Raw genomic sequence first — 24,197 nt, forward strand, 5'->3', positions numbered from 1 at the left:
AGGGAGTGTTCCTCCACCGGATGATGAGCTACCGCTTGAGCCTGAACCACCTCCGCCTGAAGAAGTAGCTTTAACTGTTACTTCCGTCCTAGCACGAAGTGTTGTCCCTTCTACTGTTCCTTCTACAATGAATGTACCTGCTTGTGCATATTTTTCTGCTAAAATAGTATCCCATACTACATTTACCATGGCTTTTGTGGTATCGCTATAGGTTGCTTCAACTTGCAGCGGTAATTGAGGTTTTGTACCCACTACTGTAGTTACTTGCACATTTTTTAGTTCTGTAATTGTAGGCGTTATAACAGATCCTGCACTTACAGTAATGGTAGCTGTTACCGTTCTTACCTCTCCTTGTGTATTTCCCTTTGGAATGCCTAGATAGGGTCTACCATTTGTATCCCAATAGATTTTTTGTGCATAGGCATGTCTACCTGAATCATAAAGGGGTTCATAACTACCACTAACTAATTTCTTCTCTGGACGTCCATGATAGATTAAGATATCTTCTGTACCATCTTCTGATACAGTAAAGCTACTGTGTCCTGGTCCGTAAATTCCCGTATCTGGATTACTTATTAATACTGGATAACGTGTCTTTTCCCATGAATTAGCATCCAATAAATTACTGTCTTCTGATGCTGTCAAAAATCCTACTGCATAGTTAGCATCTGTAGCACTTGCTGAATAAGAAACATATATATTGCCATTTCGCTTGATAACAGATGGCCCTTCATTAACACGATAGCCTTTAATCTCCCAACTATATGTAGGCACTGCAATACATACTGCTGAAGTTTTAAGTGTATAAGGATTTTCCATCTCTGCAATATATAGATTAGAGTTAGGATTGTTTTGTGCCCAAATTAAATAACTTCTACCATTATGTTCAAAATAAGTATGATCTAATGAAAAACCACTAAAAGCTAATGTATCTCCAGCTGCTGCTTTAACACGTTCAGGGTTTTTCCATCCATCTGTCATAGGATCTTGTCCTTCACACTCTATAACATGAGGACGTATTGCCCACTGATCTGTTGAAGAAATTGTTTGAGTATAATAGATATACCATTTTCCATTAATATAGTGAATTTCTGGTGCCCAAATATGTGGACTCCTTGTTCCTTGTAATGGCTCCATACTATAAACTACTTTTTCTTCAGCTGTATTTAATCCTTCTATTGTCTTAGCTCTTCTTAAAACCAGCTTAATATATTGATACTTACCATCGTTATTATGGATAGAATCTGTATAAGAGGCTGTGAAATAATAATAGCCATCTGTATGTTTGTATACCCAAGGATCTGCACGATCTGGAATCTTCACATTTTGATACTCATGGGTATTCACTGTACCTTTTACCTCAAAAGTTCCTTCTTTAGCATATTTTGAAGCATCTACTTGCTCCCATTTCACATTCATCTTATCTTTCATGCCCATGCTATAAGTCACATCTACTTTGTTAGGTAAAATAGGTGCTTGCCCTACTTGAGTACTAATACTTACTTTATCTTGTAAGCTTTGAATCGTTACTGCTTCTGGCTCATGTAAATATGTCTTAATACCGTCTTTGATTTCTTTTTGTGTTAAGGCTCTTTCTTGAATACTAAATTCATCAACTGCTCCTTTAAAATAAGGATCGGGATATTTTGACTTTCCAATATAATTCATAGAATGACTTAATTGACTAGGTGTTACACGCATATTCTCATTTCTTGCTATTTCCTCACCATTCATATAAATAATACAAGTTGTTCCTTCAAAGGTAATAGCAAGGTGTGCCCAATCACCTAATGGTAGTCTAAAGTTATCTACTGCATAAACAGTATCTTCTACACTTCCCACTACAAGGTGAAGCCCTATAGAATTCTTTTTACCACCAGGTGAACCATAGGAAGTGAAAAACATATTATCTCCAGCACCTGTGCCAAAATCAAAGATTCTTGCCCACCTATTATCTGCATCTGGTTTTACCCACATTTGAATAGTCATATTCGTCATATCTTGAATAATATTATCAGGTAATACAATATAACCATCACTTCCATTTAAGTAAGCTGCACCTTCCTTGATACCCTGTGTCCAAGTTACTCCGCCTTTTAACTGTGCATCTGCTTTATTTTCTAAGGTATCTTGTGCAGTTATTCCATGTGTCTCATCTAATTTATAAAGTGCTTCATTACCTGCTAAAACAACTTCTACATTACAAACTGCTGTTTTTCCTTCATTTAAAGTCGTTACAACAATTTGTGTAGTTCCTATACCTACCCCATGTACTATTCCATTCTCATCTACTTTAGCCACATTAGGATCTAATGATTCCCATTTAACTGCTTTTAAAGTTGCATTAGTAGGTTCTACTGTAGCTACTAATGTCCTTTCTTTCCCTACTTTTAATTCTAGTTGTGTTGTATTAAGCGTAACATTGGTAACCGGTACAGATACGTTGGTTGCTGGATTTACGGTAACCTTACAGGTAGCCATATAGCCCCCATCTTTTGTTTTTACTGTAATAGTTGCTTGTCCTTCTTTTAGACAAGATAACTTACCATTTTCTACTGTTACTATTGTAGCATCACTTGATTCCCAATTAACTTCTTGATTATCCGCTGTTTCTGGCATAACTGTAGCTTCTAATTCTGTAACCTGCCCTACTTGTACACTTAAAGATGCCGGCAAGTTAACACCTGTTACTAACTCAACCCTCTCAGGTGATTCTACTGGAATATGAGCTTGTAATCTTGCATATTCAGAAGCTGTTAGTGGTAAGATCGTACCATGTCGTGGTGCGGGTGAAGGCATCTTTTTATCCGTACTTGGTACTTCGATCCATTCACCTGTACCTAAATCCGTTGTATAGAAAGGTATATACCCTCTACCACCAAACTCATCTACAAACAAATACCACTTATCTTCTAAATTATCTTTAAAGGTCAAAGGTCCTTCAACCCATTTCACACCTTTTTTGACAAAGTCATTTGGAGTTCGTGTAAAGTCATTTGCAAAGATAGAACTTCCTACCTCTTGGAAAATCATTTTTCCTTCTTTAGATTGGCCTGGATTTGTCCCATTATCTCTCTCATCTTTTGTAAAGCGATATACCTTACCATTATTTTTAATCATAACCGTATCAATAACAGAATACCCTGGATTAAAGTATTCTTTCGCAGGTGAAAAGGTATAAAAATCTCTTGTTGTTGTATACATAATGCGGTGATGAGGGCTACCTGACTTACTTTCATCTGCATAGATTTTGGATGCCCAATACACCACATACTCCCCTTTATCATCATCATAGATGATTTCAGGTGCCCAGGTACAACCTGCAAGCTCTGGAGAAACTTCCATTAATCTTTGTTTAGACCAGTTCACTAAATCACTAGATTCCCAGACAAAGATACTTCTACTACCATTTGTTTGAGCTGCTCCCCATCCTTTTCCTGCTGCAATTTGTAAGTCCGTAGCAATAAGATAGAATTTATCACCCTCTGGAGAACGTACAATAACTGGGTCACGTAATCCTTCTTCTCCTAACTTTGCTGTCAAAACAGGCTTCGCATCATTCATTGCTTGCCATTTCAAAGGTGTATTCCCTTCACTTAAAGCAAAAAACATTTGCTCCTGCCCTTTTCCATCTCCAATGAAATAAGTAAATAAATAGCCTTCTAAATCTTCTTGTTTTGGAAGTTCCCTTACAATCACTGAAAATTCACGGGTATCCGTAATTGCTTCATGTTTAATGGTGGCTGTTAATGTAACCGTTTTGTCCCCATCTCCATGGTTCGGTCTTGTTACCTCTCCTGTAGGTGTAATAAGACTGGGTGAAGATTCCCAAGTAATGGTTGAACCATTTTCACCTATTGTAGGTAATGTCATATTTCCTCTTAAGTCATCTAAATTGTATAAAGTAATAGCTTCTTTATCTAAAGCAACTATTTGTGTACTGCTAGGTGCCTTTATAACCTTTACTATAAATTGCTTTGTCGCTGTTTTTTCACCATCCGTAATCGTTGCTGTTAAAACTACTTCTGCGTCTGCTGCATTACTAGCAGGTCTCATTACTTTACCATCGTTTCCAATAACAGCTATATTACTAGATGCCCAAGTAATTGTAGTGCCATATTCTCCTTGAGTAGGAAGTTTAAGGTCTGCTTTAACAGCACTTATATCTCCTAAAGATAAGCTATCTACATCCTTTTGGAAACCAAGTGCTTTATTAGCTGCACTGATTTTCTGAAGCTCTGCATCTGTTAATGTACGATTATAAACGGTAAAGTCACTTACTTTCCCTTTAACGTAATTATCTGATACATAAGGAGCTCTACCAATAAAGTTCTTTGTATTAATAATGTCGCTTGCTAAATAACCTACGTCTGCAGTTTCTCCTAGTTTAACACCATCAATATATATTCTGCCCACTTTGCCTTCTTGAGAGTAAGCAATTGTTTTCCAGATACCCCTTGGAAGAGGAGAACTTGCAGTGGTGTTTTTTTCACCACTCCAACGTGTTTTTGTAACGGCTACTCTATAATTACCGCTTCCATCTTGAAGGAAGCCTAAGTAATTGGCGTTGCCATCGCTGTTAGGGTCTGTAGAAGAACCAAAGTTAAAAATCCAAAATGGATTTTTACTCTCTGGACTTATATAGACATGTGCTGTTATAGTTACATTATTTAAACCGTTTAAAATATTTTGTGGTAACTCTATGTAGTCATCTTTCCCATCTAGGACAACACCACCTCCTGGTAACCATTGTGCTCCATTTTTAAGAATAGCATTTCCAAGACTACCTGCTGAACTACTTGCCTCTGTTCCAGTTCCTTCATCAAAGGTATAATGTACAACCCTATCGTTGGCTACTGTAACATTCACTTCATAGTCTTTGCCATCATAAGTCACCTTAATCTTAGTACTACCTAATGCAACTGCAGTGACTACACCTTCAGCATTAACTGTAGCTACACTTTCATCTAATGAAGAATAGGTTGCTTCACTTGTTACATCTATCGTAGATGTATCTTCATTTTCTCTAGTTACTTTAGTAGCATGTGTTTTTCCTGTGTTTAGTGTATAGGCTGTCTCATCTAATCTAATCGCATAGCTTGTCTCTGAAGGAATGACTCTTAATGATGAACTATATTGAGATTCCTCTTCGTTTGTATACGTCATCTTATAGTAATAAGGCGTTCCTTGTGTTACATTTGTATCTTCATAGTTAGATGCTGCTCCGTTATAAACCTCTTTATAATCGCTATCATTATTTTCGGCTCGATATAATGTATAGCTTGTAGCACCTGTTATATCTGACCAGTCTAAAGTAACAGAAGACGCTGTTTTTGCTGTACAACTCAAAGCTTCAGTATTTACTGGAATACTCTTTGCCCTATATTCACTAACATACATACTTCCCCAGTTACTTCTTAAACCTACTTTCCCAGAAGTATAAGTACTATTGACTACATTAATAATCTTCTCACCGTCTAGATAGCAATTAATTGTACTGCCATTAAAAGCTATTTTAAATGTATACCATTGATTGGCGTTTAATTGTTTTGAATAAGATTTCAATGTTGTTGTTCCACTTGCTGTTACTACTTCTAACCCGATAGTTTTTGTACCAGGATTATAAGTCATTTGATAATATTTACTACTATCTGCTTGCACACGCCCTCTTAGGTTAATCCATGAATCACCTGTAGGCATGTATACTTTTGTTTCAATTGTATAATCTGACCAGGCTGTATCTCCTACCGTTAAATAGCCCTCGCTCGCTTTACGTTCATAAAAAAGTGCATCTTTCTCCGTTTCTGTAGGATTTTTCTTTAAACTCCATTCTGCATCCCAAGTTCCTGCATTAATAGACCATGCTTGGCTAGTGGTTTGAGGATTTTGGAATGTATCTTCAAAGAGTAAGATAGACGAACTTGCCCATACATTAACTGGCGTCAATCCTAAAAATGTACTCATTAGTACAGTTAAAGATAATAAAAGCGAAAGTGATTTCTTCCTTATATTTTTCATCTTTACCTCCTTATAAACTAGTTTTTATATTGCTCTCACTTTTTTAAAATTATTAACATAAGGAAAATGCGAACCGTGAAACCTTATGGATGGTTCCGTGGTTCGCACTTTTTATGTTCTAAACCTATTTATATATTATTTTTAATATTGACGTTGTGGCATAATTTCTGCTGCTGTTTCTGCTGGATATACGCCTTCTTCTACATATTGAATTTTTTCTACTGTTTTGCCTTCCATAATAGCTTTTGCAAGCTCTGCAACGCGTGGACCATGAAGTGGGTTACACTCTACAGATACGTTCATATCGCCAGCAATCATTGATTCAAAAGCTGCTTTAACTGCATCAAAAGATACGATAATAACATCTTTAGCTGGAACTTTACCTACCGCTTTAAGAGCATCGATTGCACCAAAAGCCATGTTATCATTTTGAGCGATTAAGATATCAATTTTTTCTCCTGATTTAAGGAAAGATTCCATAACCTCTTGACCTTTAGCTTGTGTAAATTCACCAGTTTGTTCAAGAACAATTTTGTAATTGCTATATTTAGATAATTCGTCTCTTACACCTTTTGTACGACCAATTTCAGCTGAAGAACCGATAGTTCCTTGAAGTACTGCTACATTAAGATTTTCACTACCTCTTCCAAGACCATTCATGTATTCTGTTAACCATTTTACAGCATCTACACCTTCTTGATAGAAGTCAGATCCTACCCAGCAAGTATAAAGAGATTGGTCTGTTACATTAATCATACGGTCTACGATAATAACTGGGATACCTGCATCTTTTGCTTCACCAAGCACTGTTTCCCAACCTGTTTCTGTAACAGGAGCGATAACAATCACATCTACTTCTTGAGAGATGAAGTCACGTACTGCTTTAATTTGATTTTCTTGTTTTTGTTGTGCATCTGCAAAGATAAGTTTAAAGCCATTTGCTTCTGAAAGTGTTTCCTTCATAGAGTTCGTATTGGCTACACGCCAGTCAGATTCTGCACCTACTTGAGAGAAACCAACTGTAATTAAATCATTCGCTGGTGCTTCTTCTTTTGCTTCTTCCTGTGCTGGTGTCTCTGCTGGTTTTGCTGCTTCAGTTTGTGCAGGTGCTGCTGATTCTTTAGGAGCACTAGCTCCTCCACCACACCCTACTAACATGGTGCCTAACATTGCTGCCCCTAATAAAATACTAAATAACTTTTTCATTTTTTTACCCCCTTAATGATTTTTAATAGCTGAGTAAGTATTGTTTATACTGTTATTATAGAAAAGTTTATCTTAACTTAATACAGACTATATTTTGAATAATTTTGAATTATTTATTGAGTTATCTATTTATTGTGGTTATATTGTCCAAAAAGTTTGTTTTTTTATTATAAAAGTTATATTATTTTAGAGCTTATCTTTTTTTCTTCCAAATCCTTTTCTAAAGGTTTCATAGGAAGATGGACAACAACCGTCGTCCCCACATTGTACTCGCTTTCAATCCTAAGTCCATACTCTTTACCATAATTTAGACGTATCCTTTCATTGACATTAGCTAATCCAAAACCTGTATCTAACGTTACAGGTCCTTCCTTTTTTATACTTTTTCTAATTTTATCTAAGGTTTCCTGCGTCATACCAATGCCATTATCTTTTACCGTCAGTAAAATGGCTTGATTGCTATATTCGCCTTCTACACTAATTTTACCTTTTCCTCTTTTTTGTTTAATGCCATGATAAAGAGCATTTTCTACAATAGGTTGCAAAGTAAGCTTAAGTATTGGAAATTCACTTAACTCTTGTGGAATATTGATTTCATATTCTAAAATATCTGCATATCTAAACTGCTGAATTTGTAAATAGCTTCTTATATGACTTTCCTCTTCTTTTAAGGTAATGTAATCCCGTCCCTTACTTAAACTTACTCTAAAAAACTCTGATAATGCAGAAACCAAATCAACAACTTCTTCACTTTGCCCATCTTCTGCCATCCAACTAATGGCATCTAAGGTATTGTAGAGGAAATGAGGGTTAATCTGAGCTTGTAAAAGCTTTAATTCTGCTAGCCTTAGAGTATTTTGTTTACTTTTAATGTTGTCTACTAACTTATTAATCTTAACAAGCATATTATTAAAACTACTTTCTAAGGTAGCAATTTCATCCCCTCCCCCCTTAATTTTCTGCATGGTAAAATCTCCAGTTCCTACTTGCTTTGTAATTTCACATAAATGCCTAATTGGTTTTGAAATACTATCAGAGATCACAATAACTAACGCCCATGTTACCCCTAATACCACCATCAAAATACAGAAAACCACCTTGAGCGTCGTATGAATATCTGTCTCAACAGCTTTTCTTACCTTTTCAAGTTCTAAGGCTTCATAATACATATATTCCCGAATTTCTTCTGTAATTAATTTGGTTAAAACATAAATATCATTATCTAAGATAGACATATTTTCATCATAGTGCCCTGTTTCTTTACAATTATTGATCAATTTGTAAATACTCTTTTCAAGAATTACTAGATTACGTTGAGCCATCCTTACTTGCTTTTTATTACTTTCTAAGGCAGTACCTTCCTTGAGCTGTTCCAGATAGTCATCCATTTCCTGTAAAATTTGCTCTATGTTAGAGTTTTCGTATTCATCTGAACCAATAGCAATACGATACATCGTATAATCAATTTGCTCTTTAAACCGCATATCAAACTCACTAGCAATCATGACATCATTAACAATGGGCGTATATTTATCCGTATAAGTGCTTAGCTTGATAATAAGATAAATGACCATACACATCATAGGTATCAGCATAAAAAACATAAACAGTTTTAACTTAGTTCGTAAGGATATGTTAGTAAACTTCTCCTTCATAATGTCCCCCTTTATTTTTCTACTCTTTTCTATTTACCTTGCGATATTCCTTAGGCGTACATTGCTGCGTTTTTTTAAAAAGGTAGCTAAAATAGTGGGGATCCTTATACCCTACAGCATAACCTATCTCAAGTGTTTTCATATTGGAACATCTTAATAGTTCTTTCGCCTTTTCCATCCTGATTTCTGTCAAATAAGAAATAAAGGTTTGTCCCGTTTCTTGGCTAAAAATGGTACTAAAATGACTAGGGCTAACATTTACATATTCTGCTACTGAATTAAGGGAAATCGTCTCCTCACTATATTTTTCACGAATATATTCCTTTGCTTCATCTAAAAGTAAATTATATTTATTGGTAGATACCCTATCTCTAAATTGTAAGGCTTGATTTAAGATGTTCTCTAATGCCTCCTTTGTATCTTCCTTATTTTGAATGACTGTCGTTACCTCTTTAAAATCACCACACACTTCCACAATATATTCTTCACTATAACCAAGTTGCTTAATAAAAGTAATAACACTAAAGTAGATATTCATCATAATATACTGTCGAAACATTAAAGAATCTACTCCGGTCCCCATTTCTTTAAAATAGCTTTGACTAAAAAGAGGAACTTCACTTCTTAATCCGTTTCTTAAAAAACTTTCTATAGGCTTTTTATCAAACTTAGTGACATCTATATTTTTTATGCTAATAGACTCATCTTCCCTCATGGGCCTATACTCCCCTAACTGCTCATGATAAATAACCTTTTTATCTGGCATAATATAGCTACAGGCTATCGCCTTACTAGCTGCCTCAAAGCTTCTAATAAGTTCACTTAGCCTATTCACCTCTTGTCCAACACCTATACAATAAGATAAATTCTCTTCTTTTTTTAAGATATCTTCTACAAGGGTAATACCTTTCTTTTCTAAAAGCTTTATGCTACCACTTCCACCTTTTATAAGAACAACCCAGCCTTCTTCTTCTCGATCAAATAATATGTATTCTTGTGACTGCTGCAATTTGTCTTCTAATTGTCTGCCTATACCTAAACTACTTTCCCAGTAGCCATTTACCTCTTTATCTTTAATAAAAGTTTTTATAAGTAATATATTATACTTAGGTGAATTAAGCTCAATAGAAAGCTCTTTCCCTCTTTTAATAAGTTCAGATACTGAAAGCTTTAAAATCATTAAGTCATTAAAAAACTGTTTTTTTTCCTGTTTTTCATTTTCATATGTATCTAATTTATACTTATCATAAAATCTTTGTTGCTCTTTTTGTTTATTAATAATCGTCGCTACATGCTTCATAGATTCTAAAAGCTTTTTGGCGGGTATAGGCTTGAGTAGGTATTCAATAACCCCTATACTAATGGCTTCCTTAGCATATTCAAACTCATCATAACCACTGAGTATAATAATCTTCGTTTGAGGCATGGTCTCCCTAATCAATCTACTCAGTTCTAAACCATCCATAAAAGGCATCTTAATATCTGTAATAATAATATCTGGCTGCGTTTCCTGAATCATCGGATAAGCCATCTCACCATCTCCGGCTTCCCCTACTAAAAGAAATCCATTATCCTCCCAATTAATATTCTTTTTCATTCTATCCCGTACTGCAAATTCATCTTCCACCAAAAATACCTTGATCATATGCCCTCTCACCCTCAACTCACTGAAATTTTACCAACACCTTAATCAGCACTATAACCATTTATACTTTAATAATAATAAATTTGACTATATAAGTATACTATATTTAAACCAACAAAATTTCAACTATTTCAATTATTTTTTATCTTTTTTTGCATTATATGACATTTTTTTATCTTTTTCCCCTTTCTTTTTTATCCTTACATTATTTATCATCCACTTTTTATCCTTTAGTAAATGATATTTAATTTTTTTATTTATTTTAAAATTATAAAATATTATTCATAAAAGACAGATTGTTTTATATATGTTGTGTAAATTTTATATGATTTTTTAAAATAACTCTAAATACAAATGTCTTAAATGGATTTTAAAACTTATTTAAGTCGTTTGTATTTGAAATAAATTACAAATATTTGTTTATTATAACCACCACCATTTGTATTAATTGTACTAAAAATATTTGTTTTTCTATTTTTTATAAGTAGTTTTTTCTATTTTATCCTACTTGTTTTTTTATTAATTTGTTATAGTTACTTTATACTTATATAAGTCATTATTTTTAATACTATTAAGGGAGGATTTATATGAATTTCAAAAAAATATGTTCATTCACGATGGTTGGTATCATGGGGGCTACTACACTTGTTGGGTGTGGTGGAAAAACAAGTTCGGAAGGTGCTATTACAACTCCAGCTTCCGTAGAGAAAAAAGATGAAGCTGCCCCAGCTTCTAGTAACGAAAAAGTTACATTACGTGTCTTAGCTGGTCAGTCTACCACAGATGCAGGAATAGAAGATATGATTGATGAAGCCCTTGCAAAAAAATATCCCGAAATCACTTTAGAATGGGAATGTATTGACTGGGGAAAAGATTTTCAACCTAAAATGCAACAATATATGCAATCTGGTCTTCCTGATATTATGATTGGTAAGGCTCAAGATATTGCTACATATGGAGCTCAAGGCTTGCTTGGTGATTTAACTGGTAAATCTTATATGGATAACGTCCTTGGCGAGGCTCTTCCTGGTGTAACAATTGATGGTAAAGTGTATGGTTTAGTTTATAATGCCCTGTATCAAGGTGTTTACTACAATAAAAAAATTTTTACAGATAATAATATTGCTATTCCAACCACTCAAGAAGAATTAAAAGCTGTAATTGATAAGCTTAATAGTTTAGGTATTACTCCTTTTGCAACACACCATGCAGACACCTGGAGTATTGGTAATATTACTATGCAATTTGCTATTAATGATGTTTTTAATAAATTCCCTACTTGGGGTGATGATTTAAGAGCTGATAAAGTAAGCTTTATTGATTCTCCTGAATATCGTTCAGCTTACGAATACAATAAACTCATCTTTGATAACACTTGGAAAGATGAAACCTTTTCTCTTGAACAAACAGAATGTGATGCAAGACTTGTACAAGGCAAAGCTGCTATGAAAGTTTCTGGTTCTTGGTCTATTCAAAACTTCCTTGATATCGATGAAAATTTTGAATTTGGAATCTTCCCATTTCCTAATCAAACAGGTGATGCAAAACTCATCTTCGAACCAAACATTACGCTTATGAAGAGTGCGGAATCTCCATATCAAGAGGCTATTGACAAAGTATTTGAAGTAATGACCACTGATAAAGAACTTGCCCTTGAAATTTATAACTATACAAAGACTGCCTCTATGTTAAAAGACGTAAGCCCTACCTTCCCAAATCCAAGTCAGGTAGATATCGACAAATATGCTGCTTCTGGTCAAATTGTAGATGCTAATACAGGAAATAACCAACTACAATGGGGTGGCTTCCAAGAAGAAAATGCAAAAGATATCGCTGAATGGCTTCAAGGTAATGCCTCTCTAGATGATGCTCTTAAAGCTGCTGATGCTAGAAAAGCTAATAGCAAACCTTGATATTAGCCTCTAAATAACACACAAATTTTTAGAGCTGAGAAGTAAGTAATGTGCTTATTTCTCAGCTTTTATCACTTTTATTAAAGGAGTTGATATCGTGCAAAAAAATTCACTTGAACGTAAAGAAACTTTACAACATATGACACTCATACTTCCCGGTATGCTTATTTTTACAATAGGGCTCATTATTCCTCTCTTTTTAGCTTTTCGTTATTCTTTTACAAATTGGGATGGTATGACTATTGATAAACCTTTTATTGGCATTCAGAATTATATTAAACTTTTTTCTGATGTGTATGTCAAAGATGCTTGGCTATTCACAATTAAATTTACACTTTGGAATACAATACTTCAAAATATATTTGCACTATTATTTGCTGTTGCCCTAGATAGTTCCATCAAAGGCAAAAAAATCTATAGGACTATCCTTTTTCTTCCTTGTTTAATTAGTGCACTTGTCACAGGTTTTTTATGGCTCAAAATGTTTTCTAATGTTTTACCTGCTTTAAATGACTTATTAGGCACAAATATTAACTTTTTATTATTAGGAAATAAGGATACTGTCTTATCCGGTTTATTAATTGCTAATAATTGGCAATGGGTTGGGTATTGGATGCTTATTTATCTCGCTGCCTTGCAGTCTATTCCAAGTGATCTTTATGAAGCTGCCAAAGTAGATGGTGCCTCTAAAATTAGGCAATTCATTCATATCACTATTCCCATGTTAGCTCCTGCTTTTACAATTTGTATCGTAGGTATTACAACAGGCTCTTTAAAGGTTTATGATCTTCTTGTGTCTGCTACAGGCGGTGGCCCTGGACGTGCTTCTACTTCTATTATTCAGCTCATTTATACGACAGCCATTAGTGGTCGTCAATATGGCTACGGTTGTGCTCTTTCTATCTCACTTGTAGCTATTTTACTTATTGTGGCTTTAATCCAAGTTAAAGTTCTCCGCAAAAAGGAGGTTCAAGCATAATGCAAAAGATCACAGAATTTATTAAATCCCAAAGAATCTACTCTAAATCAAAAAAGCAAGAAGAAAAGGAAACAATCAAAGAAGAAAAATATACATCAAGTACATTCTTACTCCAAGTATTCATGACCTTAGCTGCTTTATTTTTCTTAACTCCTATCTTAATTATCTTTAACTATTCTATGAAAACAAAAAAAGAACTCTATATAGGTAACCCTCTTGCATTACCTGAAACTTTCAATCTAAGTAATTTCGAAGCAGCTTTTAATAAATTAAATTTAGTTGTCAGTTTTACTAACACTTTATTGTATACTGCCATTTCCGTTGCCATCCTCGTTATATTGTGTGGAGCCGCTGCATGGGCTATTGCTAGAGCTAAAGGTAATTTTTTCAAATTTGCCTATGTGTATTTCGTTATAGGTATTCTTATTCCTTATCAAGCTTTATTCTTACCTATATATATTATTGGTTATAAGCTTTCTTTAACCAATACACGACTAGGTATTATCCTCATGTATATTGCAACAGGCATATCATTCGGTGTCTTTATTATGACAAGCTTTATGTCTACCGTACCTATAGAACTAGAGGAGGCTGCCAAAATCGATGGTTGTTCTATTTATAGAACTTACTTTTCTATTGTGCTACCTCTACTCAAACCTGCTATGGCTACTCTTACTATTATGCTATCCTTCCAAATCTGGAATGATTATTTAATGGCAAGCCTATTCGTAAGCAGTAAAAAACTAAAAACACTTACCGTAGCCATGCAATCACTTTTTTCTCAACAAGCTAGTGACTATTCTACAGCTTTTGCTGCCATCGTTATTTCCGTTTTACCTATTGCTATTTTATTTATGTGTTTACAAAAATACTTTATCAAAGGTATGACAGTAGGTGCTGTTAAAGGTTAAACTATTGGAGGTTATTATGAATATCAATATTTTTGAAAATGGAATTTATATTAATATACACATTACAGAAGATGGAGATGTGTATCTTTTACATATAGGATCTCATCCTCAACCTTCTCAAGAAATAGATGAAAACTTTAAAAAGTTTTACCGTCTAGTAGAAGTTCATGAAACTGGTATGAATCAAAATATTCATCATGGAAGCAAACATACTGGAACTTGTCCTGGTTATTTATTGCGTTATCAAAACCATATAGATTATTTCAATGAATATGGAAGGAAATTAGAAATTGTTCAATCTTATAACGATTTAACAGTCACTAGTCATATACAGTTTTATCATCATATATCTGTCATCAAGTGTTGGACTTCGCTTCAAAATAATTCAAATGTGATAAGACCTATTGAATATATCTCTTCTTTTGCATTAACCGGACTTTCCAGAGCAAGTTCCTTGCCTCGCGATAAAGGTAGTAAAGTATATATTCCTCATAGCACTTGGTATGGAGAAGCTCAGTGGAAGTCTTATACACTCAACGAGTTAGGTTATGATATTGTAAATGATCGTGAATGTTTTTCCGTTAAACCTATTGCCCTTTCTAATACAGGATCATGGGCATCTTGCGAATATTTACCCATGGGTAGCTTTGAACATAGTGAACTCAATCAGACCATTACTTGGCAAATTGAAACAAGTTCTTCTTGGCATTGGGAAATCAGTGATAGTGGAAATGAACTTTATCTACAGCTATCTGGCCCTACTTATACAGATAATCATTTTATAAAAAATCTAAGACCTAACGAAAGCTTTATAAGCGTAGCTTGTGCTCTTAGCTTTGTAGCTGGTGACTTTGAGTGCTCTATTCAAGAACTTACTAAATATCGCCGTGCGATTAGACGCCCTAATAAAGATAATGAAAATCCTGCTGTTATCTTTAATGATTATATGAACTGTTTAATGGGCGATCCTACTACTGAAAAACTTATTCCTCTTATTGATGCTGCCCATCTTGCAGGTTGTGATTATTTTTGTATCGACTGTGGTTGGTATGCCCCTGGTTATTGGTGGGATGGTGTAGGAGAATGGCTCCCTTCTTTAGAACGCTTCCCTAATGGTATTGAAGAACCACTTAATTATATTCGTTCTAAAGGTATGATTCCTGGTCTATGGTTAGAACTTGAAGTAATGGGTATTAACTGTCCTATGGTAGATAGGGTTCCTAAAGACTGGTTCTTCCAAAGAAATGGCATTCCACTTATTGATGAAGGTCGTTATCAATTAGACTATCGCAACAAAGAAGTTCGTGCTTATGCCGACTCAGTTATTAAGCGTTTAGTAGAAGACTATAATGTTGGCTATATTAAAATGGATTATAATATTGATATCGGTCCAGGTACAGATAAGGATGCTGATAGCGCAGGAGAAGGATTGCTAGCACATACACGCGCCTACCTTTCTTGGTTAGATGCTATTTTTGAGAAATATCCTAATCTTATTATAGAAAACTGTAGTAGTGGTGGGATGCGTATGGACTACTCTATGCTTTGTCGTCATAGTATCCAATCTGTTACAGATCAAACTAACTACATTAAAATGGCTGCTATAGCTGCAAACTGCATGACAGCTGTCACACCAGAACAAGCTGCAATCTGGTCCTACCCATTAAGAGAAGGTACTTTAGAAGAGGTTGTCTTTAATATGGTTAATAGCATGTTGTTTAGAATTCATCAAAGTGGTCACTTAGGTGAAATTACGCCAGATCGTCTAGCTATCGTCAAAGAAGGTATTCGTTATCATAAAGAAATTAATAACTTACTAAAGGATGGTTTGCCTTTCTGGCCTTTAGGTTTAGCTTCTTTTTCTGATGAGTTCTTAGCCGTAGGTATAGACTGTGGGACTAAAGCCTTTTTAGCAGTATGGCATACTAAAGATACTACCGCTAGCGTAGATATCCCTCTCCAAAAACTTAAACATGCCTTAATAAATATTGAATGTAGTTTTCCAACACAACTTTCTACTACTTTTAATTTTGATAATTCATGTCATATTTTACATGTAAGCTTACCACCTTATAGTGCACGTATATTTGAAATAAGTTTTAACTAAAATAGAGGTGTGGACTATGTATACCCCAAATTTCTCCAATAGAAAGTCTAAAAAACTTAAAAGCTCTCGTTTTAAATTCATAACATCTATTAAAAAATTTAAAATAGGTACAAAAATATTATTAAGCTTCTCTTTTATTCTAATAAGTATTCTAATCATATGTTTAAATAATATTTTTTCCTTAAAAAGAGTAACCGATTCTTCTACGACTATTACCTCTATCTATTTACCTAGCATTGTGCAAATGCAACAAATGCAAAGTGATTTTAAGGATTTACAATATTATAGTCATCAGCATTTTATTGCTCCTGATCAAGCTACCAAAAATGCCGTAACAGAAAAAATTACACTTACTAAAGCCTCTATCCAAAATCATTTAAACTCCTTACAAAGCAACTCACATTATGAAGAAGAGATAATTTCCAGCTTTGATAACCTTTATCAATCTTACATTATATTATTTGATAAAAGTATTGAGCAATCTAGTGAAGGAAAAGCTTTTGCAGCAAGACGTACAGCTTGGGGAGATATGAGTAATTTAGCCGAAGAGCTTAATCTCCTTATTACTCAAATAATCCAGACTGAAATTATAGGCTCTCAAAAAGAACAGCAAAATACTCAAGCTACTTATACACAAGCTATCAGTCAAGCCTATCTTAGCCTTTTTATAATTCTACTTATCATGCTAAGTAGTCTTTATCTTCTTCATCGTACTACCGTTTTCCCTATCCAAAAAGCAGCACAAAATGTTAATTTGCTTATAGAAGGAATACAAAAAGGTAACGTTAATTTAAAACAAAAAATGAATATTTCATATGAAGATGAAGTAGGAAAACTTCTTTATGCATTTAATCTTTTTATAAATCATTTAGAAAATATTATCGCATCTATCGTAACAACAAATACACAAATTAAAGATTTTGCCCAAAGTAGTCTTACTAATATCGCTCATACCAATCAAAATATAGAAAAAACATCCTTTTCCTTAGAAGCCTTATCCGCTGGTCTACAAGAAAGTGCCTCTACCATTCAAGAGCTTAATGCCTCTACCGATGAAATCGATAATATGATGAACAGTATTATCACACATGCTCAAGAAGGTTCCTTCACAGCTAATGAAATCTCTGAAAGAGCCCTGTCCTTAAAAAACAAAGCTCTAATTTCTCAAAATAAGGCCTTAAGTGTTATTTCTAAGGTAGAAAAACAACTCGTAGTTGCTATAGAAGAGAGTACTTCGGTTAATAAAATTCAGCAACTGGCTGATGCTATCTTGGATATTACATCTCAGACTAACCTTTTAGCTCTTAATGCAAGTATAGAAGCAGCTAGAGCTGGTGAAGCCGGACGAGGCTTTTCTGTGGTAGCAGAAGAAATCCGTAACTTGGCTGAACATTCTAAAAAAACTGTATCAGAAATTCAAAACATTGCTACTACAGTTATTAGAGCAGTAAATACTTTGTCCGATACTTCTCAGTCTATTACTACTTTTATTAATGAAACTGTCCTATCCGATTATATTTTTTTAGTTAATACAAGTGAACAATATAATATAGATGCTACGAAAGTAGGAGACCTTATGCTTCATTTTAATCAGATTACTTCAGTGATGGATACACATCTTACTTCTACCATCGAAGCTATTAAGCAAATTACAACTATTATTAACGACAATGCTACTAATATAGAAAGTATCTCTCAAAAAACCTCTAATATCGTTACTGATATGAATATAATTCACCAGGATATGAACAGTAGTATAGATTCAATTAATGCACTAAATAGTGTTATTAAGGTTTTTAGCTAATTTCTATTTAAAAATGTGCTTTTGCTAACTAAAAGAACCGTTCAAGCCTTTGCTTTATTAAGCAACTAGACTTGAACGGTTTTTCTTAACCTAATCTATTTCTTTAGTTATTACTTATCTTTTTCTTTAACTACTAATAAATTATCTAATCTTTCCAAAACTGACATAAGTTCTGCCCTGGTAAGTCCTCTCTTAGGTTCCATAGTTCCATCTGGTAAACCCGCTATTAATCCTGTTTGTTGGCAATAGTCTACTGCTTCTTTATACAAAATAGACTCATTATCTTTAAATGTCATACTAGGTTTTACTTTTTCTAACTTACCATTTGTAATCTCAAATAAAACTTGTGCGAGAAGTTCACGTGTAATGTTGCTTTCCATAGTAGAGCTAATTTGTTTTAATAATTTTTCTTCTAACTTAGAACTAATAGAAGCTGTGCTATAGAAAGACCAAGAATCTTTATTTGTAATATACTTCTCTACAGTGCTCCTTGGAAGTTTCATGTCTATACTATTATTGCTAACCAATACCCTATCAAGAAATACAAAAGCTTCTGTTAAAGATAGTGGTGATTCCGGCTTAAAACTACCATCTTCATAGCCATAAACTATCCCCTTTTTCATCAGTCTATCTATAGACCCTTTTGCCCAATGTGTTGGTTTCAAATCTGTAAAACCTCTTACTCCTTGCTGTTTTATGGCTATAGTAGCTACATTAGCTTGTAGTCTTATGTTTAGTTTATCAAGTACAGAAATATCTTTATTAATAAGGGCTAATTCTTCTTTACCTAATTTTTCAGACTGGATAGTTGTTATCTTCATTCCTTCTGGAAGAGTATAAGGCACATTATCTAATACAACCGTTTTAAACTGCTTTTTTTCTTTTTCACTTCTGTTTTGAACCTGCGCGATAAATTGTTCTAAAGTTATAGGCGAAGTAGATTTTTGTGGTATTGATGAACTACCAGAAGAGTTACTTGATGAGCCACCTGAAGAATCATTTACCTTTAAGACTAAGCTGTTTTTAGCTTGTAATAGTTTTTGATGAGTTATATCTATTTCATTTTGTGAAGCTTTTTCTCTATCTAATACTAACTGAGCTTCTTGTAAAACCTCCTGCATACTTATCCAAGATTTTTCTGTATATTTCTCTTGCTCCAACATTCTAACTTGTTCTATAAGTTCTAGGAGTAGTGTTTTGTCTACAGGATTATCTATCTTTGCTTTGGCAATTTCAAACTTATCAAAGTTAGGTGCATATTGAGTAACATTACTAAACTTATATGAATTGTCGTTATAGAAAGTGATAATGTTATCTCCTTCCTCTAATACAATATCTACTACTATATTACGTGTAGAGTCCCATGATAATGTATTGATGAAATATACTGTTTGAGGCGTATCTCCATTTACACTAATCTGTGCATAACGCTCTACTAAGTCAGTATTATACGGGTGGATGTAGCCATTAGGGTGCTCTGACGTTACAATCGGTGGAGCTGGCTCATTGTTGATGTAGTCAATAGATAGCTTATAATCACCTGCTTCTTTTACATTCACATTAATGCTCATGCCATTTTCCCTATTAGCACCAATTTCTCCTACTAATTGACCATTTGAAACATTTTCATTAGCCATAATTTTTGCTGTCCCAAATAAGTTACCGTCCTCTGCTTCAATAACTATAATTTGTGTTTTGTTAGCTGTTTTAGCATAGTTAACTTGTATACCATCTAAATCAATATTTTGTATGCTATTTAACTTAAGAAGATTGATACCTGCTGTCAAATAAACTTTAAGAGGTTTGCTTTCTACTAAGCTACTAGAAGCTGTGAGTGAATAGTTGTCTAGTACATTCCACTTTGTATTTATAGCAGATTCTTTTTTTGCATCAGGTGCATAGGTTACTACTTTTTTAGAGAGAGTAGGTGTGGCACTTGTTTGAGCTGCATATTCTAGAATTACATCATAATAACCATTTTCCTTCACTACAACTGGGAAAATTATTTCTCCCGTTCCATGCAAATAACCTGCTGAATGATAACCTGACTTTGTATTATGAAGTGTGAAGCTACTACTATATTGTGCTTCTTCTGCTTCAAATCGATAATTATAGGTTTCCTCTTCTCCTATTTGACCTTCATAGGTTAATTGAATTTTATCAAGTGTTGCATCTACACCACTGTGTTTACTTAGTTCCAGATTATGATTGCCTGCTGTTAAATCTATATAAACTGTATCGCAGCCGAAATAATGAGATTTAATAGTGGATGCATATGTGCGAATACTATGTGTTTCTCCATCTACTTTAAGGAGTTGTTTTGCAAGTTTACCTTGCGCTCTATTTTGTGGTGCTTTTCCTTCCACAACTTGAGTAAGAGGTGCTTCATTACCATAGTAAATTTCTAATTTATACTTACCATCTTGTGGTACATTCACATTAAAGGTTACCTTACTTGAAGGTGAAGATAAACCTTTTACATAATAGCCATTTGACGTATTTTCTCCTTGTATCTGCTGCGTTGTACAGCCTACTAAATTAGCTGCTTCTGCTTCATATGTTTTCGTCCATATCTTTTCATAGCTAGAAGCTTTACCTGTGGCTGGAGAAATAATTGCATAATAAGCATCTAATTTATCTGCATCAGGTATTGTTAAGTTAAGAGTCCCATTTGTAATTGGAACATCTCCATCAAACTCTACATACGGTTTATCAAAATGGCCATAGAAACCTGTAAATTTAGTACTATATAATTTTAAATGAGCTGTACTCTCCCCACCAAAAGTCCTTGTTTCATTTAATCCTGTTAAGACTATGGAAGATGCACCTTCTTCACCCCCAAATAATACATAGGCTCTTTCCTTATCATCATCTATTGAGGCTAAACCATATAGATTATCACCCTCTGTATTATAAATCTCTGTAGGAACTGTATTCCCTGACATATCAGCATACCATTTATAAAGCCACCATGCTCCATTAGGTTTATTTGCATCTGCCGCTAGTTCATTTAATGAGTTAGCTAAATACCAATAAGGAAGGCATGCATATACTTTACTATTTTCAAAGCGTGCAATCCATTGTATAAGATGCCCTGGCGTTCCATTATCATGAAATTTAGCATATTCATTAATAACAATCTTAAGTGGGCCTATATTATACTTTTCTTCTAGGCGTTTATAATCTGCCAAATGCTTTTCCCATGTATACATGAAGTCTCCATCACTTTGATAAAGTTCATGCCATGTCATAATATCAGGCACACAATTGTTCTCAGAAACAAATTTCATAAAGGTATCCATTTCCCAATAATTATAGTCCGCTAGATTTGGTCCTGCTACTCGAGCACTAGGGTCAATATCCTTTACTAAGTCATAGACTTCTTTCCAAGCTTGGCAAAATTCACCATTTCCTGTTCCCATTTTACCCCCAAACCAAATTTGTCAGGCTCATTGAATAGTACATAAACATACTTATCTTTATTTTTATCCTGCTTAGCCTTTTCAAGAACACTTCTTACTACACTTTTGTAGTCCTCTAATCCTTTATATTCATAAGGCCATTGATAATAAGTGTCTTGCACATAAATCTCTATGTGGTCGATATTAGGATTTGCTTCAAGTATAGTATCTGCTGTTCGTGTGCCATCCCCTGATGGATGTTGCAGACCGTCTGGCGCCTTTTGAACCATAACTTGTGGTTTAAGTTGACCTAAAAGATCAACAGTTGGAATATTGGGTTCACTCATCCCATAGAGGAAACCTGTTGCACCATATTGAATAGGCCCTGTCGGCTTACTCATATCAAAAATAGCTAAAGGTCCCATAGTGCTATCTGCGAAATCAATATAATAATTTGTAGTTGATTTACCATTTGGTGATGTTACCTTGATGCAATAGGTAAAACTATCTACCTTTTCTATTTCATATATGGCATTGCTATTTCCTAGAATAATATCTTTAGGTGTTTCTACCTCTTCTAGACTGCTCACAGGATGCTTATAATGGGTTGTTCCTTCTGGCATGGTAATTATTTCTCCATCAATAGTAAAACTTATTAAAGATGTATTATATTCCTCACCAACCAAATCCATAACCTCTTCCCTCGTTAAGAACTTATTAAAAAACCTAAAATTATCAATTTTTCCTGTAAAGTTTTTATCAGAAGTATATAAACCTTGTCCTAATGAATTGTACACTAAAGAATTTAAGTTTTCTTGTTTAAAGAATTCACTAAGGCCCTCTGATACAGTTGTAGCTGATAAACGTTTTACAACAGGGCTATCTAGTCCCGCTATTTCACTACCATCTATGTATGCTGCAAAAGTATCTCCTTTCATTGTAATGATGATGGTTTGCCATTCATTTGCTACCATTTCTTTCTCAAATTTAATATCCAAACCATCCTTAGCTATACCTGCACCATTTCTGCCACTTAACAATCTTATATTATAATCACCACCACCACGTGTAATAGCAAATTCCGGATCTACCCAGTTTCCATTATGCCCATTATAATTGCCCCCTAGTGGATAGGAACTTGTACAGAATAAACGAGTATATTGAGTGTTATTGATTTCCGCTGGATTAACCTCCATTGCAATAGTTAAACCTTCTTCAGCTTCAATATTACTAAATAAAGTATCAGGTAGAGTTAACCAACTTCCAGAATTAGCATCACCACCCATTAGATTTAGTACTTTACTTCCCTTTTCTTCATCATCCACAATTTGTGCAGTAACCCCTAATGTAGCATCAGCTATATTGGTAATACTATTAACTACCTTATTATCCTCTATTGCTTCAAAGTTATACTCAAAGGCTATACCATTATTAGTTAATGTCTTTTCTTTTAAACCATCAATAGCTACTTGTAGTTTCTCTACAGCTTCTTCTAACTGTCCCTCACAAGGTTTAATAGTTAAGAAGTCCTCCATTTTAACGATACTGACCTGTAAATAGTTATAAGAACTTGTAGTATAATTACCTTTTTCTATAGCTTTTGCAGTATTTATAAGCTGAATCAGCTCTGTTGGATTGCCAGGTCCTTCTATCTTAGCAATATCTACTTCTCCTAAAAAAGAATTATAAAACCTAAACTCATCCACTTGACCTGCAAAATTCTCATCTGAGGTATAAAGAGACTGCCCAATAGCACAATGAATAAGTTTATCTATATAAGAAGGTTCAAAAAACCTTTTTAAAGCTTCGGTGATATCTGTTTCATTAAAGCGTTTTTTGATACTTGAATCTAAATCACCTACTTTCCTTCCATTTAAATATACAGCATAATCATCCTCTTTCATAGTAACAATAAGGCGCTGCCATGTATCAGTTTCAAGCCCCTTTGTAAAATAAGTATCTACACCATATTGTGCTTTACCATCCGATTGAGTTCCACTAAACATTCTTAAGTTATAGTCCCAACCGCTTCCACCTCCACTACCTCCACGCAAAATAGCAAATTCGGGGTCTAGCCAATCCCATCCTCCATTTTGACCACGTTCCGTTCCTCCAAGAACATTAGGACTTGCACTAAAAATACGCGAGAATGAATGTCCGTTTACTGCAGATGGTTTAACTTCCATAGAAATAGCAAAGCCATCTTCACCGCTCACCTGAGAAAATAAATCATTAGGTAAAGTAAGCCAGCTCCCTGTTGTTGCTGGCCCTCCTGGAAGATTAAGTACCAAAGAGCCTTTTTCATCATCTCTTACTACAGTTGCTGAATCTCCAAGTTGAGCGCTTGAACCTCCTGAAATATCGTTTTTGACTTCTTGCCCTACTACATCTTCAAAAGAATACCGATAAGCAAGACTTGGTACTTCATTTTGCAAACTATTTGCTACTATACCATTCGCTGGGAAACAAACCATGGTCATAGCCATACTTAATATAAATGCTATCGTTCGTTTTCTCCAATTATTCATAAAAGCCTCCCTCTTAAAACATATATTTTA

At 34.3% G+C, this 24,197-nt stretch carries 11 protein-coding genes; 5 read left to right on the forward strand and 6 right to left on the reverse strand.

The window, feature by feature from the left end; genetic code table 11:
* From CS063_RS14715 to CS063_RS14730, 4 genes are all read right to left on the reverse strand, one after another.
* A partial coding sequence (locus CS063_RS14715) for a family 43 glycosylhydrolase (RefSeq protein WP_099450460.1) occupies positions 1–6,018 on the reverse strand: 6,018 nt, incomplete at its 3' end.
* 141 nt (positions 6,019–6,159) lie between these two features.
* Entirely contained in the window at positions 6,160–7,224 is a 1,065-nt protein-coding gene (locus tag CS063_RS14720; protein WP_099450461.1) for an ABC transporter substrate-binding protein, read from the reverse strand.
* A 176-nt stretch (positions 7,225–7,400) separates the two neighbouring features.
* Positions 7,401–8,879 (reverse strand): sensor histidine kinase, encoded by a 1,479-nt coding sequence (locus tag CS063_RS14725; protein WP_099450462.1) that lies wholly within the window; start codon positions 8,877–8,879, stop codon positions 7,401–7,403.
* Between the two features lie 19 nt (positions 8,880–8,898).
* Positions 8,899–10,524 carry a response regulator gene (locus CS063_RS14730; protein WP_099450463.1) on the reverse strand — a complete coding sequence of 542 codons (1,626 nt, stop codon included), beginning with the start codon at positions 10,522–10,524 and terminating at the stop codon, positions 8,899–8,901.
* A gap of 587 nt (positions 10,525–11,111) precedes the next feature.
* Between CS063_RS14730 and CS063_RS14735 the strand changes: the two genes are divergently transcribed.
* The 5 genes from CS063_RS14735 to CS063_RS14755 all read left to right on the forward strand — a co-directional run bounded on the left by CS063_RS14735 (position 11,112) and on the right by CS063_RS14755 (position 18,238).
* On the forward strand, positions 11,112–12,437 hold the full coding sequence (locus tag CS063_RS14735) for an ABC transporter substrate-binding protein (protein WP_099450464.1): 1,326 nt from the start codon (positions 11,112–11,114) through the stop codon (positions 12,435–12,437).
* A 97-nt stretch (positions 12,438–12,534) separates the two neighbouring features.
* Positions 12,535–13,416, forward strand: coding sequence for a carbohydrate ABC transporter permease (locus CS063_RS14740; RefSeq protein ID WP_099450465.1), 882 nt, complete (start codon positions 12,535–12,537; stop codon positions 13,414–13,416).
* Positions 13,416–14,327: a carbohydrate ABC transporter permease gene (locus CS063_RS14745; RefSeq protein WP_099450466.1), complete on the forward strand. Its 912-nt coding sequence runs from the start codon at positions 13,416–13,418 to the stop codon at positions 14,325–14,327. The genes CS063_RS14740 and CS063_RS14745 overlap by 1 nt, the downstream gene beginning before the upstream one ends.
* Positions 14,328–14,343: 16 nt before the next feature.
* Positions 14,344–16,434 (forward strand): glycoside hydrolase family 36 protein, encoded by a 2,091-nt coding sequence (locus CS063_RS14750; protein WP_099450467.1) that lies wholly within the window; start codon positions 14,344–14,346, stop codon positions 16,432–16,434.
* Positions 16,435–16,450: 16 nt separating this feature from the next.
* Entirely contained in the window at positions 16,451–18,238 is a 1,788-nt protein-coding gene (locus tag CS063_RS14755; protein ID WP_099450468.1) for a methyl-accepting chemotaxis protein, read from the forward strand.
* Between the two features lie 110 nt (positions 18,239–18,348).
* On the opposite strand, the gene CS063_RS14760 is transcribed toward CS063_RS14755, so the two are convergent.
* Together CS063_RS14760 and CS063_RS14765 are read right to left on the reverse strand one after the other, a co-directional pair.
* The gene (locus tag CS063_RS14760) at positions 18,349–21,660 is read right to left on the reverse strand and encodes an S-layer homology domain-containing protein (protein ID WP_099450469.1); all 3,312 of its coding nucleotides are present in this window, start codon (positions 21,658–21,660) and stop codon (positions 18,349–18,351) included.
* A complete protein-coding gene (locus tag CS063_RS14765) occupies positions 21,606–24,167 on the reverse strand; it encodes a LamG-like jellyroll fold domain-containing protein (RefSeq protein WP_099450470.1) in 2,562 nt (853 codons plus the stop codon). The genes CS063_RS14760 and CS063_RS14765 overlap by 55 nt, the downstream gene beginning before the upstream one ends.
* Positions 24,168–24,197 lie beyond the last annotated feature (30 nt).

The organism is Sporanaerobium hydrogeniformans (genome assembly GCF_002735925.1).
GTDB classification, from domain to species: Bacteria; Bacillota; Clostridia; order Lachnospirales; family Cellulosilyticaceae; genus Sporanaerobium; species Sporanaerobium hydrogeniformans.